Annotated in this window: 12 protein-coding genes and 1 pseudogene; 3 read left to right on the forward strand and 10 right to left on the reverse strand. The window is 70.3% G+C overall.

All coding sequences use genetic code 11. The features are described 5' to 3' along the window. Nucleotides 1-3 precede the first annotated feature (3 nt). The 9 genes from ACFYZZ_RS24675 to ACFYZZ_RS24715 all read right to left on the reverse strand — a co-directional run bounded on the left by ACFYZZ_RS24675 (nucleotide 4) and on the right by ACFYZZ_RS24715 (nucleotide 10,598). A complete protein-coding gene (locus ACFYZZ_RS24675) occupies nucleotides 4-930 on the reverse strand; it encodes an LLM class flavin-dependent oxidoreductase (RefSeq protein WP_389179702.1) in 927 nt (308 codons plus the stop codon). Then, the gene (locus ACFYZZ_RS24680) at nucleotides 927-2,186 is read right to left on the reverse strand and encodes an MFS transporter (RefSeq protein ID WP_389179705.1); all 1,260 of its coding nucleotides are present in this window, start codon (nucleotides 2,184-2,186) and stop codon (nucleotides 927-929) included. Before ACFYZZ_RS24680 ends, ACFYZZ_RS24675 begins: the two co-directional genes overlap by 4 nt. Then, complete coding sequence (locus tag ACFYZZ_RS24685) at nucleotides 2,183-3,346, reverse strand: GNAT family N-acetyltransferase (protein WP_389179708.1); 1,164 nt, start codon at nucleotides 3,344-3,346, stop codon at nucleotides 2,183-2,185. The genes ACFYZZ_RS24680 and ACFYZZ_RS24685 overlap by 4 nt, the downstream gene beginning before the upstream one ends. After that, on the reverse strand, nucleotides 3,343-4,707 hold the full coding sequence (locus tag ACFYZZ_RS24690; RefSeq protein ID WP_389179711.1) for a DUF6002 family protein: 1,365 nt from the start codon (nucleotides 4,705-4,707) through the stop codon (nucleotides 3,343-3,345). The genes ACFYZZ_RS24685 and ACFYZZ_RS24690 overlap by 4 nt, the downstream gene beginning before the upstream one ends. 39 nt (nucleotides 4,708-4,746) lie before the next feature. Next, complete coding sequence (locus tag ACFYZZ_RS24695; RefSeq protein WP_389179714.1) at nucleotides 4,747-5,991, reverse strand: cytochrome P450; 1,245 nt, start codon at nucleotides 5,989-5,991, stop codon at nucleotides 4,747-4,749. After that, nucleotides 5,988-7,253, reverse strand: a complete 1,266-nt coding sequence (locus ACFYZZ_RS24700; RefSeq protein ID WP_389179716.1) for an MFS transporter — start codon at nucleotides 7,251-7,253, stop codon at nucleotides 5,988-5,990. The genes ACFYZZ_RS24695 and ACFYZZ_RS24700 overlap by 4 nt, the downstream gene beginning before the upstream one ends. Next, entirely contained in the window at nucleotides 7,250-8,266 is a 1,017-nt protein-coding gene (locus tag ACFYZZ_RS24705) for an aspartyl/asparaginyl beta-hydroxylase domain-containing protein (RefSeq protein ID WP_389179719.1), read from the reverse strand. The genes ACFYZZ_RS24700 and ACFYZZ_RS24705 overlap by 4 nt, the downstream gene beginning before the upstream one ends. Then, entirely contained in the window at nucleotides 8,259-9,437 is a 1,179-nt protein-coding gene (locus ACFYZZ_RS24710; protein ID WP_389179722.1) for a cytochrome P450, read from the reverse strand. Before ACFYZZ_RS24710 ends, ACFYZZ_RS24705 begins: the two co-directional genes overlap by 8 nt. 315 nt (nucleotides 9,438-9,752) lie before the next feature. Continuing rightward, nucleotides 9,753-10,598 carry a siderophore-interacting protein gene (locus ACFYZZ_RS24715; protein WP_389179725.1) on the reverse strand — a complete coding sequence of 282 codons (846 nt, stop codon included), beginning with the start codon at nucleotides 10,596-10,598 and terminating at the stop codon, nucleotides 9,753-9,755. Between the two features lie 83 nt (nucleotides 10,599-10,681). Between ACFYZZ_RS24715 and ACFYZZ_RS24720 the strand changes: the two genes are divergently transcribed. Both ACFYZZ_RS24720 and ACFYZZ_RS24725 read left to right on the forward strand, forming a co-directional pair. Then, on the forward strand, nucleotides 10,682-10,861 hold the full coding sequence (locus tag ACFYZZ_RS24720) for a hypothetical protein (RefSeq protein WP_389179728.1): 180 nt from the start codon (nucleotides 10,682-10,684) through the stop codon (nucleotides 10,859-10,861). 284 nt (nucleotides 10,862-11,145) lie between these two features. Further along, nucleotides 11,146-11,864: pseudogene (locus tag ACFYZZ_RS24725) on the forward strand (transposase); the annotation flags it as partial. Nucleotides 11,865-12,411: 547 nt separating this feature from the next. Here ACFYZZ_RS24725 and ACFYZZ_RS24730 read toward each other — a convergent pair. After that, nucleotides 12,412-12,756, reverse strand: coding sequence for a helix-turn-helix domain-containing protein (locus tag ACFYZZ_RS24730; RefSeq protein ID WP_389179731.1), 345 nt, complete (start codon nucleotides 12,754-12,756; stop codon nucleotides 12,412-12,414). A gap of 641 nt (nucleotides 12,757-13,397) precedes the next feature. Here ACFYZZ_RS24730 and ACFYZZ_RS24735 point away from each other — a divergent pair. Next, nucleotides 13,398-13,772 (forward strand): hypothetical protein, encoded by a 375-nt coding sequence (locus ACFYZZ_RS24735; RefSeq protein WP_031172494.1) that lies wholly within the window; start codon nucleotides 13,398-13,400, stop codon nucleotides 13,770-13,772. The last annotated feature ends 343 nt before the right edge of the window (nucleotides 13,773-14,115 follow it).

The raw sequence follows: 14,115 nt of genomic DNA on the forward strand, positions 1-14,115 counted from the left end.
TCCTCACTGTTCGATAGGGCTCAGGTGACGGCCCACGTGCAGGACGGCTCGCTCGAAGGCGGCGAGATCTCCCGCGAAGACGCCGTCGGCACGCGGTCGGGCCAGGACGACGTCGGTGAAGCCGAGTTCCGCACATCGCCCGACGAGGTCGGCCAGCCGCTCGGCCGAGGCGTACGGATCGGGCACGATCCGGCTCAGGTTGACCACTCGGCGCGGCGGCCCGGAAACCGCGCCGGTCTCTCCGCCCGCCGCACGGCCGAGGTCCTCGGCAGCCTCCCGCAGGCGACGGATCTGGCGCCGCAGCGTCGTGAACGCCTCGTCCTCCGGCTGCGTTCCGGGGCGCCTCGTGTCACCGATGGTCACCCACAGGTCCGCGACGCGCGCCGCGAGGCGCATCCCCCGCGGTCCGGTCGCGGCCAGGGCCAGCGGGAGACGGGGCTGGCGGACGCAGCCCGGCGCCATCCGCACGTCCTCGGACCGGTAGAACCGGCCGCGGAACGTAGACGTCTCCTGGCGCAGCAGCAGATCGACGAGGGTGACGAACTCCTCGTAACGGTGCCCGCGTTGTGCGGGTGACAGTGCGGCATCACCGAGCGCGGCGGCGTCCGGCCCGGGCGCCCCGGCCCCCACACCGAGCACGAACCGCCCGTCGCTCATGCGGTCCAGCGCCATGGCTTGCTTGGCCACGAGGACGGGATGGCGGAAGTTGGGGGTCGTCACGAGCGTGCCGAGCGTCATGGTCGTGGTGTGGCAGGCGGCAACCGCCAGCGTGGTCATCGCGTCATACCACGGTGCGTCCGCCGGGAGCCGCCAGGACAGATGGTCGAGCGTCCACGCGTGGGCGAATCCGAGCTGCTCGGCTTCGCGCCAGACGCGCACGGCGGACCTGCCCATGTGTTCCGGAAGGACGAGGACGCCGAGAGCCGTCATACCTTCTCCAGGTCGCTGGTGACACCACCGATTCCTCGCTCGTGCAGCGCCCATCGCGCGGTCGCCACCGTGCCCAGGCCCGCGACGACGTAGACCAACGCGAGCACCAGCCAGCCGAGCTGGCCGCCCTTGACGAGCAGTACGGTCATCGCCCCGGGCGCGAGCATCATCGCGGCCGCCTGGCCGGTGTTGAACATGCCCTGGTACTCGCCGTGGGCATCCTGCGGAGCGAGCCCCACGGACAATCCGAACCCGCTGCCGACGAAGAACAGCTCGCCGACCACATGCACGACCGCGGCCAGGAACAGCACCACCAGCACATACGTCCCGGAGCCGTGATACGTGGCGGCGAAGACCCCGCACGACACCGCGAGGAGCAGCCCGGACCACAGGCCGAGCCTCCCGGCCCCCGCGACGGTCGCGCCGGCCCGGCTCACCCGGTTCTGGAAGAGGACGATCACCACGGCGTTGAACCCCATCAGCAGGCCCATCACCCACAGAGGGGCCCCGGTGTGCGCCGTGATCCACAGGGGTACGCCGGAGTCGAGCATGCCCCAGTTCAGGGCCAGCAGGCCGTTGAGCAGAGTGGCGGCCAGGAACGGCCGGTCGCGCAGCACGAGCACCCCGCGGCTGACCTTGCGGTCGGCCAGCGAGCGCACGTGCGGGACACGCAGGAGCAGTGCCGCGGCGAGCAGATTGGCCACGCCGTACAGGACGATCAGACTCAGATAGCCGAGGCGGCTGTCGGCGGACAGCACGAGTCCACCGAGCAGGGCGCCGACCACGATGCCGCCCTGGGTCATCACCCGGGCCGTGGAGATGGTGTTCAGACGCTCGTCCCCCGGCGGGGTGAGTCCGGAGATGACCGCGACCCGGATCGCGGGCGTCGACCGCTCGGCGGCGATCATCACGCAGGTGACCGCCACGATCGCCCAGAAGTCGCGTACCACCGCGTACGAGAGGATCGCGAGGCCCTGCACCAGGGTGAGCACGATCAGCGTCTCGCGGGTCCCGACGCGGTCGGCGAGGTAGCCGAGCGGTGCGCCGAGCGCCAGTCCCGCCACGCCGGCCAGCGTGATGCCCACGCCGAACTGGGCGTTGGTCAGGCCGACGGACTTGATGAAGAACATGGCCCAGCAGGTGAACCAGGCGCCGCGGCCCAGCGAGAGCACGAGCGCGGCCGCGTGGATCGGACCGACCGGGTGGCGCCACCATGCGAGGGTCGTCCACTCGGGTCGCGGCCGTGGCCGGATCATCCTGTGCTCCGGGCCGTGGCGAGGAACTCGTCGAGGTCGACGGTGCGTGAGCCGTGCACTCCCGACGTGGCGGCGCGGATGCCGAACCTGGCCGGGCGGGTCGAGTCGTGGAAGTAGACGGCCACGATCCGGCCAGCCTGGTCGACGCTCAGCATCGGTGTGGCGACGAGGAAGTCGCGCACCGCAGGGGTGTCCCGGACCGCACGCACGTACACGCGGCGGTCGCGGTAGTGGTCCTGGGGGTGGATGATCGTCGGGTGCAGGCGGCGCTTGAACTGGAAGACACCCTTGCCCGGGAAGGGGTCGCCGCCGGCGAGGTCGACGCACCGCACACCGTGGCGGGCGGCCCACTCCACGGTCAGGTAGTAGACCGCCTTGGCGGCCCCGCTGCGGTAGTGCGTCTCGTCGCCATCCAGCACGCCGAAGAGCCGCATCCGGAGCGCACGGCCCCGCTCCTCGAACCGGCAGACCACCCCGGCCACCCGTTTCCCGCCCTCGTTGACGAACAGCAGCATGCCGTGCCGGAAGAGAGCGTCCCGGGTGGTCGCCCAGTCGGCGCTGCGCGTCTCCTCCCCGTGTCGGATCTCCATCGTCGGCAGGTGCATGCGCTCATAGAAGAACCGCAGGTCGTCGACGCCGTCCGTCGTCTCGTACGTCCACTCGTGCCGACGGCGCAGCTGCGCGAACTGCCTCCGTTCGTTGGGGGACACCGATGAGAGCATCGTCGCCGGATCGCCCACGACGTCGATCAGCGCGTGGACGCGGAACGGGAGGATCAGCGAACGGTCACGGGGCAGCATGCGGGCACGGCGGCTGGAACAGCCCACGACCAGGAGGTCGGCGTCCGCAGCACCCGCGCCGCGGCGGATCTCACGCCAGGTGAGCGGCGAGACGTCGGCCGACTCCGGTCGGAGGGGGCCGCTCGCCCGCTCGTCGGACGGGACCGGCAGCTGCGCCCGGAGATACGGCAGCACATAGGTGAGCCCCTCGGGGAAGCCCTGGTATGCCAGGGTGAGCCGGTCACCGGCCGACCTCGTCACGGTGTGTGGGAACCGTCGGCCGAGAGCGCTCGCCCAGCAGCCGCGGGCGGCGGCCCAGGGTCCGGTGCCCGCGTTCCATCGGAAGCGCACCGCGGTCGCGGCGCGGGGCAGGGCCTTCATGCCGCCGCACCACAGCCGGCGGCCGCGGCGTCGAGGAGAGCCTTGCGCACGTCGGCCACACCTGCGACGTCCCGCACCTCCGCTCCGGAGAGCGGGACGAAGTCGTCGGCGCCGTAGGAGCCGGAGCCGTGGACGACGACCTCGTCCGCCTGCAGGAGACCGCGGTCGATGCCGTTCATGACCCCCGTCATCACCATGACCAAGGACCATTCGCGCAGGCTGCGCGGGTCGGCGGGCAGCGTGGTGCCGGCCCGGGCGAGCAGGGCGCGGATCTCGCCGTAGCGGCCGAGGCATTCGTGCAGCGAGACGACCACGCCGCCTCCGCCGTTGCCGCGGATGAGCTCGTTCATCGCCGCGGAGGTGGCGGGGGCCCGCGTGTAGAAGGTGCTCTCCAGGTCCTCCCCCGTGCTGAAGGTCGTACGGGGATAGTGCGGGTCCGCGTCCTGGTGGTGGAGGCCCGTGTCCGGGTCGAACCGGTAGGCGGGCACCGGGGTGCCGTACAGGCTCCGCACCATGTCGGGCGTGGCCAGATGCTGGACGAGGAAGTACTGCGGGGGCAGGGCCCGCGCGGGCGACAGCGTGGTGCCGAAGTGATGGCCGAGTAGCCCGAAGGCACTGGATACGGCGTGCGCGTGGACGCGTACCGCCCCGGGGTCCGCGGGCAGCACCGCGTCTTCGGCGAAGGCCCGGACGGCGTCCGCCGAACGGTAGTTGTCCAGGTCCAGGGTGTGCCAGAGGCGGAAGCCGTACCGCGCGAACAGCTCCGGTGCGGACTCCTTCAGTGCCTGCAGGACGACGGTCTTCACGTGGTCGGGGTGTTCCCGGTCCAGTACGCACATGGGGTTGCGGGCGGCGAGCTCCGGATCGCCGGCCAGTTCGGACCACCACAGTTTCGGGCGTGCCGCGTCCGGGACCACGGTGACGATACGCAGGCGTTCCGGGTCCGTGAGGCCGGTGTGGTAGGCCCGCAGCACTGCGTCGCGCAACGCCGTCGCCTTGTTGGCGGACGACGGCGTCAGGATCATCACCGCTTCCCCGGTGCGGTCAGTGTGCGCGACGGCGCGGGCCACGATGACATGCGAGGCGAGGCTCTTGACCGTGCGGGTACCGGGGTTGCCCATGAGGTCGAGCAGATGCAGCCGGACGGCGCCGACGGTGCCGAGTCCGGCGAAGCGGAAGTCGGTGGCGGCGAAGAACGCGCCGAGCCGCTCGGACGGTTCGGGCAGGGCGAACGTCGGCGCGAAGTCGGCCGTCGGCGGGCGGCCGGAAGCGACGGCGGCCAGGGCCCGGCGAAGGCCGCCGCCGTGCTCGTCGAGGACGCTGACCGAGGTCGTCGGGATCTCGGCGGCGCTGTGGATCATCGCACTCCTTGAACCAGGGCGGGTGGCCGTGCTGCGGCGTCAGCACCAGGTGACGGGGAACCGGTGGAGACCGAACGTGCGCTCCTCGTAGCGGAAGGGAAGGTCTTCGGGGTCGCCTAGGACCCTCAGGTCCGGAAGGCGTTCGAAGAGCCGCCGGTACGCGATCTCCAGCTCGGCCCGGGCCAGGTTGTGTCCTAGGCACTGGTGGACGCCGTAGCCGAAGGCCAGATGGTTGCGGCGGCCGCGGCGGACGTCGAGCACGGCCGGGTCGGCGAACGCCCGCTCGTCGTGGTTGGCGGAGGCGCCCAGGACGAAGACGCCCTCACCGGCGCGTACGGTCTGCTTGCCCACGCGGATGTCCTCGGTCGTGACCCGGGCGAGCGCCACCCAGTCGACGATCGAGTGGTAGCGGAGCAGCTCTTCGACCGCCGACGGCCACAGTGCGGGATCGGCGCGCAGAGCGGCGAGCTGTTCCGGGTTGTGGAGCAGGGTGTACACGCCGAGCGGGATCATGTTGGCCGTGGTCTGGTGGCCGGACACCAGCAGCAGGAAGGCCATGCCGGCCAATTCCTCATGGGTCAGTCCGCCGGACCTGTGCCGTTCCCGGACGAGGCGGCCGAGCAGATGGTCGCCGGGGTCCCGCTCGGCCCGGTGCGCCAGCTCGTCCACGTATCCCCGGATGTCCTTGAACGCGGCCTCGGCCTCCTCGGGGTGGGTGAGGCCCTTCGTCATGGTGTGGGTGCGTTCCTGGAAGAAGTCCCGGTCCTCGTAGGGGACGCCCAGGAGGCGGCACATCACCTGTGTGGCGACGGGCATCCCGAAGTCCGCGACGAGATCAGCCTCGTGACGGTCCGAAAGCTCGTCCAGGACCTCGTCCACGACGGAGTGGATGGCGGGGCGCATGGCGCGGACCCGCCGCATGCCGAACTCGGAGGCCAGCATGCGCCGGTAGCGGTCGTGCTCCGGCGGGTCCATGTCGATGAAGTCGCCGGGGAGCGTGCCCCGCGGCGACCCGGCGGCGTCTGCGAACGGGTGTCCCGGCCGCTGCGGCGAGGAGCTCATCGCCGGATGGGTGAGCAGCTGCTGCGCCTCGGCGTGCCGGGTCACCAGCCAAACGGGCCGGTCGCGGAACGTCGCCTGTACGAGGGGGGCCTGGTCCCGCAGTTCCGCGTACTCTGGCGGAGGTGCGTGGGGGCAGCGGCGGGGCATCGGGAACTGCGGCCGGGGCTCCTGGTCGGCGTCCACTTCGGGCTCCCGCGTGCGTGACTCGTCTACCTGTGTCATGTCGTGCCGTCCGCCGCGTCGTGGCCGGGCAGCTCGCGCATCCGGACCAGCGGGGAGAAGAGCAGGGGAAGGGCGGAGAGCACGAGCCCCACGGCACCGGCCCACACCGCCGCCCGCACGCCGAACACCTCGCCTATGGCGCCGCCGAGCACTCCGCCGAGCGGCATGGCGCCCCAGACGAGGAAGCGCATGGTGGCGTTCATCCGGCCCAGCATGTCCGGTGCTGTGGTGGCCTGGCGGAAGCTGATCTGGCTGACGTTGTAGACCACCACCCCGACCGAGACCAGGAAGGAGCCCACGAGGAAGAAGAGGACTCCGGCACCTGCGGTGGTCAGCGGTATCAGCAGCGCGAACGGCTGGAAAAGCAGGGGGCCGAGCCAGATGATCCGGGCCGAGCCGACCCGCTTCGACAGCGGTCCGACCAAGGCTCCACCGCAGAGGCCGCCGACGGCGCCCGCGGCCAGCAGGGCTCCGTAGGCCCCGGGTGACAGCCCGATGTCCTGGACGAGGAAGAGCGCCTGGACGGCGAGGAGCGCCGAGAACGCCAGGTTCGCCAGGGCCGAGCGGAACGCGATCACACGCAGAATGCGGTCGGCGAACACCAGCCGCAGCCCCGCGCGGATGCCCTGCACCAGGCTCGGCCGGTCGGCGGTGGAAGACACCGGCTCCTGTGCGCGGATCCGGTTCAGCAGGAGCGCGGAGCCCAGGAAGCCGATCGCGTTGGCGATAACCGCGACGGGTGCCGTGAGCAGGGCGACCAGCCAGCCGCCGATGCTCGGCCCCACCACCTGGGCGCCGGACCGGCTGGTCTCCAACTTGCCGTTGGCGTCGACCAGTCGGTCGCGGCCGATCAGAGCGGGCAGGTAGCTCTGGCTGGCGATCTCGAAGAACACGGTGGCGATACCGGCACCGAGCGCCACGGCGTAGAGCTGCACGAGGGTGAGCACGTCGAGCCAGGCGGCGACGGGGACGGAGAGCAGGAGCACCGCCCGTACGAGATCGGCCGCGATCAGCACGGGCCTGCGGCGCATCCGGTCCACCCACACACCCGCGGGCAGGCCGATCAGCACGAACGCCGCGGTCTGCGCGGCGCTCAGCAGACCGACCTCGAAGGCGCTCGCCTGCATCGTCAGGATGGCGACGAGGGGCAGCGCGACGACCCCGATCTGCGAGCCGGCGACGCTGATCGACTCGGCGCCGAACAGCAGCATGAACTGCCGGTCTCTCAGCAGGCTGCGCCGCACGGCGGTCTCGGCCGTCATATCGGCTCACCGACGGGTTCCGCTGGCAGGGTGAGGGCCCGCACCTGGTCCCCGGCTCGGGTACGGAGCGTGGCGTACGGCCTGTCGTAGCAGTCCCTGGTGAACTGGATCGTCCGCTCCACCGTCCAGCCAGCGAACCGGAACTCTCCGGCGCCCACGTGGACGAGGCTGAACGCGGGTTCCCCGGAGAAGAACAGCGCCAACCGCCCGTCGTGCGCGTCGACGGTGGCCGTCCGGGTGCGCGGCGAGGTGAGGAAGGCTCCGTCGGGTTCGTCGAAGGCGGTGAACGAGTCGGGGATGGCAAAGGTGCAGCGGTGGCCCCTCAGCTCCTCCCCCGTGACGGGCACCTCTGGCAGCGACAGGAGAGTGTGGCCGAGCACCTTCGGCGTCCGGAACGCGTCGGGGAACAACTGGAGCAGTTCCAGCGTGGGTTCACAGTCGATCACCAGGTGGACGCGGGTGACGTCGTCGTCGTTCCGCACCAGGTGCGGGCGCGTGAAGTCGGCGTACCAGAACTCCCCGGGCTGCCAGCAGTGGGTGGTGTCCTCGATGGTGAGCACGGCGCCGGGTGTGGTGATCAGCGGCACGTGCAGGCGCACGATTCCCCAGGGCAGGCCGTACTTGGTGTCGTTGTGCAGGGGGCTGGCCGCGCCGGGGCCCAGCGACTGGAGCCGGACGCAGCGCAGCGGGGCCGACAGGTGCTTCAGCAGCAGGGCCATGTGCGGGGCCTTGGCGAGCAGCGGGGTATCGGCGAAATCGTCGAGCGCGGGGCCGCCCGGGTCGGACCGGCCGGGGTCGCCGCCAACACTGCGCAGGGGGAGCTTGCGCCAGTCCACGTCCACGCCGGGGCGAAGACCGTCACCGGAGATGATCTGCGGCCCCAGCCACGTGCTGTTCCGCAGGGCGTCGAGGTCGGCGAGCAGCCCTTCCGTGTCGAAGTGCGGCGTGAGCTTGGCTGTCGCGGGCAGCTCGGCCAGGACGGGTGCCTGCGGCCACGGCTCGAGTTCACTCATGGGTGTCGTCTCTCCACGCGTTCAGGGTGATCGGAAGCTGCTCCGGGTAGCGCAGGGTGGCACGGGCCCCGCGGTACGCCGGCCCGGCCTGGCGCACGGTACCGGGCAGGTCCAGGAGGCTGGCGAGCAGGCCGTGCAGCACGACCCTCGCGAGCAGGGTGCCGGTGCACGCGTGGGGGCCGCGGCCGAAGGCCAGGTGCGGGTTGGGGCGCCGGTCGGGCACCACCGCGTCCGGGTCGGAGAACTGTGCGGGGTCCCGGTTGGCGGAGCCGATGAGGGCCAGGACCGTCTGCCCGCGGGCGATCCGCACGCCGCCGAGGTCGAGGTCCTCCACGCAGGCCCGGCTCGTGCCCTGGATCGGGCTGTCATACCTGATCAGCTCGTCGATGCAGCTGTCGAGCAGCCCGCGGTCGCGGCGCAGCCGCTCGAACAGCGGCGGTTGATCGAGGAGAGCGAGCAGGGCGTTGGCGGCAGCCGACACGGTCGTACTGAATCCGGCCAGGAACAGCACGCGTCCGGTGCTCCAGATATAGCCTTCCGGCACGCCCAGGTCTTTTCGCTCACGCAGGGCGTGACCGAGCATTCCGGGGGTCGATTCGTCGAGCACCCACGATTCCACCAGAGCGTCGATCTCCCGACGCGCGGCGATGGCCGGCGGGAGCGCCTCCGGAAGGAATCCGGCGTCCATTCCGCGCTCCACCGCGTCGGTCAACGCGACGAAGGAGTCGGTCTCCGGCGTGTCCACTCCGAGGAATCGGCAGACGGCCTGGAGGACGACTGGCCGGGCGACTTCCGCCACGAAGTCGAAGGGCTCATCGGAATTGAATTTCTGGAAAATGGCGGCCGACTCGTCCGCCACCAGGGCCTCGACGCCGGCGAGATCCTGGCTGTGCAGTGCGTTCATGAAGAGATGCCGCACCGGCCCGTGCTCCGGCGGATCGAGCACCTGCAGGCTCGGGTGGTCCATCTCGGGCATGTCGTAGCCCGCCCGGCGCCAGTCGCTCGCGAACGCGGTCGTGTCACGGAGGATCCGCGAACACTCCTGGTACCGCGTGAACACCCAGGACTCGATGCGGTCGTGCCAGAAGACCGGCTGGGTCTCACGGAGCTCCGCGTAGAAGTCGTACGGATTCTCTATCAGTCCGGGTGACAACGGATCGTATTCCAGCATCCCGCGTTCTCCTCTGTCGCCTTCTCCTCAGTGAAATCGGCAACGGGGCCGACTCGGCGAGTCGGCCCCGCAATTTATTCCGCTATGGCGTCACCAGCAGTACTTCATGATGTTCCCCCTAACTCGCGGTCGGTCTTTCAAGGCTCGATCATCAAATCAATACCCCGAACATTGCGTCAACGAAGTCGGCGGCGGGGCAATCCCCCTCTTGTCGCGGCGCGATACTCCGTGGTAATGCCCGACGGCACGCGGGCACGAAAATGCCGGACGGGCTGGATTCCTCCATGCCGTCCGGCATTCCTCGGACCTGGCGGCTCAGGCGGCCGGGGCGCCGCCCTCCTGTTCTGCCTCCACCTGGGCGTTCCACTCCCGCTTGGTGGACTGCCAGCCCTCCTCATCATGGCCAAGACGCCAGTAGCCGGACACGGACAGCTGCTCCCGCGGGATGCCGCGCTCCACCCGGAGCAGCTGGCGCAGCTCCTTCACGAAGCCCGCCTCACCGTGCACGAAGGCGTGCACGCGGCCGTCCGGGAAGTCGAGCGCGCGGACCGCCTCGACCAGGGCCGCGCCGACGGGGCGCTCTCCCCGGTGCAGCCAGACGACCTCCGCGTCACCGGCGAACTTCTGCTCCTCCTCGGGCCCCGCCACCTCCAGGAAGACCTTGGTGCGGGCGCCTGCGGGCAGCGCCTCGACGGCGGCGGCGACGGCCGGCAGGGCGCTCTCGTCTCCGGCGAGCAGATGCCAGTCGGCGCCGGCGTCGGGGGCGTAGCCGCCACCCGGGCCGCCGAAGCGCAGGATGTCGCCCTCCTGGGCCCGCACCGCCCAGGGCCCGGCGACGCCCTCGTCCCCGTGCAGCACGAAGTCGATGGTCAGCTCGCGGCTTTCGGCGTCCCAAGAACGGGCAGTGTACGTGCGGGACACCGGCCACTGCTCGCGCGGCAGCTCGGCGTGGATCTGGTCCAGGTCGAAGGGTTCGGGGTAGGTCGCGCCGGGCGCCGGAAACAGCAGCTTCACGTAGTGGTCGGTGAACTCGCCCGCGGCGAAGCGGTACAGGCCCTCACCGCCGAGGATCACGCGCTGCATGTGCGGGGTGAGGCGCCGACTGCGCACCACCCTGCCGACGTGGACGTGCCGGGCCCTGCGCTGCGGTCGTTCTGCCATGACGATCTCCCCCGTCGAACGGCTGCCAAGAACTTGTAATCGCCAAAAATTAACACCCTTGCGGCTGCCCGCGAGGGGATACCGTGCAGCGGAACGCGGCCCGCCGCTTTCCGGCACCGGCGTCCTGCGGTGTCGGCTCGGGGGCCAACCCCGACTCCCCGGAACTGGCCGACGCCATCCACGCCTACGGGACCGTCCTGCGCGAACTGCGTCACGCCATGCGACACGGCGAACCCCGCCTGGAGACGGACATCTCCAACTGACGCCCGCCCCGTCCAAGCGGCCCTGACCGGGGCCGCTGCGGACCGGAAGCCGGAGCCACTTCACACCGGAACTCTCAACCGGTCGATCTTCAAATGGGGCCGCCTCAAGCCGAAAAAGTGGGGCCGGCTCGAACCGTTAAAGCCAGCCTTTCACCAGGAGCATCCCGATGCTGCCCTGGTAAGTACCCCAGTGCTGTCAAAACTCGTGAACATCACCAGACCGTGGATCCGGGTGCCTCCCAAACCCGTGAACAACTGACGACGCGACTCGTGAACAACGCCACTCCTACGAGGCGATCGCCGACACGACCTGCTCGGCCACCACGATCCGCAGCTGCCGCGACGAGTGGATACAACTCGGCGTGTTCGCCCGGCTCAAGCAGATCGCACCGGACTCCTACGACCGGATCGTCGGCCTCGTCCTCGATCAGATCGCCGTGGACGGCTCCATCACCAAGGCGCCCGGAGGCGGCGAGGTGGCCGGTCGCCCACCGGTCGATCGCGGCAAACAGGGCCTGAAACGCTCCGGCATGACGGACGGGTACGGCATTCCCCTGGGCCGTGTCCTGTCTGGTGCCAACCGCCACGACTCCCGTTGCTCACCCCGACCCTGGACCGCCTGGACGACCTGGGCTCGTTACCCGACGACATCACCGTGCACCTGGACGCCGGCTACGACTCGGACAAGACCCGCGCGCTGCTCAGCGAACGCGGCCTGCACGGACGCATCGCGCACAAGGGAGAGAAGGCGCCCATCCAGGCCAGCCAGTGTTGGCATGGCGAACGCACCCACGCCTGGCAGAACGCCTTCTACCGGCTCGCCCGCTGCTACGAGCGGCGCACCACCGTCATCGACGTATTCTTCGACCTCGCCGACACCATCATCACCGTGCGTAGCCTGATTCGACGGGCATGGCCCGTGCTTCGCCACCGCGTTTTTGGCCGGCAGCAAGACGGTGGAGGTCCGCCGCCAACGCGTCGCTGCATGCGTCTCGCTATTTGAGACGAGTGAGGGTGGGGCGTCGAAATTGGCGCCCGCGTGCCCCTCTGGAGATCGCTTCACCTCGACTTAGGGCGCGCGGAGGGCGCGCTGCGCTCAATATGGTCTAGACAACAAGTAAACCCCAGGCCGCTGACCTGGGGTTTCATCGTGGAGCGGGTGACGAGAATCGAACTCGCGCTCTCAGCTTGGGAAGCGACGGCGCTTGGGCGGTCGCATGGCGGCTGACCTGCGGGGATGGGGGACGCCTGTGCCGTTGCACGGGCCGGTTGGTACCGCTGATGACCCTGGTTGTCCGCTCTTATGGGCACGCTGTGGGCACGGCGTCGAAGGACGCCGACCGAAGCGCTTGCGTGAGCGGGCTCTGCGCTTGGCGCCGCTGTCTCCGTCGACCAGCCCGGGGACCCTTGGCGAGTGCACAGCCCTTCCGGCGGGTGCGCCCCCGGAGGCGAAGGCGGCGTCGGTTTCGGAGCAGCGGATCGGCGACTTTCCGGCCGTGTTCTCCTTCGGCCGTCAGACGGCGTTCCGGATACGGCCCGAGCCCACGTGTTCAGCCGGAGCCGGCACTGCCCGCCGATTCGCTGGCGGCACGGCGATATTCGGCGTTGATGCGCTGCGCTTCCTCGAGCTGGTCCTCGAGGATGACGATGCGGCACGCGGCCTCGATCGGAGTTCCCTTGTCGACGAGCTCGCGGGCGCGCGCGGCGATCCGCAGTTGGTAGCGGGAGTACCGGCGATGTCCTCCCTCCGAGCGGAGCGGAGTGATCAGACGAGCCTCACCGATGGCCCGGAGGAAAGCCGGGGTGGTGCCGAGCATCTCGGCAGCCCGGCCCATCGTGTACGCGGGGTAGTCGTCGTCGTCCAGACGATCATTCAGGGGGTTGTCCGATGTCATGTCACCTCGCTGTGCAACGCGTCGAGGGGCCCTGGTGCCGTACGGCACCAGGGCCCCGAAGGAAATTGAACACCATCTGTCGGCCCTACTGCTGTGCCGACCTTCTGTTTCCGCTACCCGGCCCGGCAGAGGGGGGTGCGGGGGGATCGCAGCTGCTTGACCGGGGACCACCATCCATTCCGGGGTCTTGCGGTACCCGGGCCGAGTGCTTCTCGGGCCGGGCGATCCTGATGGCGTCTGCTCCTCCGTTCCTCTCTGAACCAACCACTGATTGAACCGGTACTGCTGTTGGCAGCTCCTCGGCGTGCGAGCCGCCCAGTGCGGCTCTCAGTCCCGTCACCGTTCTGGGAACACTCTGGCTTCGAGGCTCGAGAGCCGCACTGACCTGCGTACTTCGTATTCAGCCACCCGCCAGTTCGTGTCTGGCGGGTCTCGTTCGACCGTGTCTACGAGAAGAAGCGTACCCACGTCAGGGACGAAAATCTACTCATGCAAAAGTAGATTTCACCCTTCTGGTGGAGGAAGAAGCCTGCCGTGACCGGGCCGCACCGGTTGGCGGAAGCCGCCTCCTGCCGAGCGCGCAACTGCTTCAGCCCCACGGGCGGTTCCTGATACGGGTGGGCCGAATAAGCTGTGCTGTCATGTCGAACCCTGATGAGCTGCTCGTCGCCATCTCCGCCGCGGTGGAGTCCGAGCGAAGCAATCAGATGTCGCTGACCGTGGTCGTCGGCGGCGCCGTCATCACCGGCCGGCTGGCTCCGGAGGCCGTGTGGAGGGAGCGGGTGGCGGAGGTCCTGAAGGACTCGGACCGTCTCGGCCCCTTCTCGGACGTCTTTGCGCGCGGTCCGCGAGGGAACCGGCCCGGTCGCGGCGAGGCGCCCACGCATCTGCACTTTCATCTCGCCCGGATCCTGCAGGGCAGCCTCGGCATTCCGGAGACGGGCGGCATGTACCGAGTCGCGATCAAGGACGTCAGCGCATGGACCGTAGGAGATCTCATCCACTTCGACCGGTGAGACGCTGCCTCCGCCCCGTTGCCCGGCCGGCGCTTTCCGAGTGGACGGCGACACAGCGGTGGGGGCCAGCCCCCGCCCCGCGGCCGGGGCCCCCCCCGCCCCCGAGGGGGGGGGTCCCCCCCCCCGCAACACGCCCCCGGGGCCCCCGCCCCCCGCCCCCGCCCCAGCGCGCGTACGGCGGCGGCGACGCGGCGTACGCTCCGGGCGCTCACGCTCGGCGGACCGGGACTCGCCCCGGCCGCCCCGCTCGGGGCGGCCACCACGACCGCGTGCACCGCGACCGCCGGTCTCGCCCAGGTCCTCGTGCTCCTCCGCGTCGAGCCCGGCACGCGTGCGCTCGGCG

Origin of the sequence: Streptomyces sp. NPDC001816 (genome assembly GCF_042892235.1) — a bacterium.
In the GTDB taxonomy this organism is placed as follows: Bacteria; Actinomycetota; Actinomycetes; order Streptomycetales; family Streptomycetaceae; genus Streptomyces.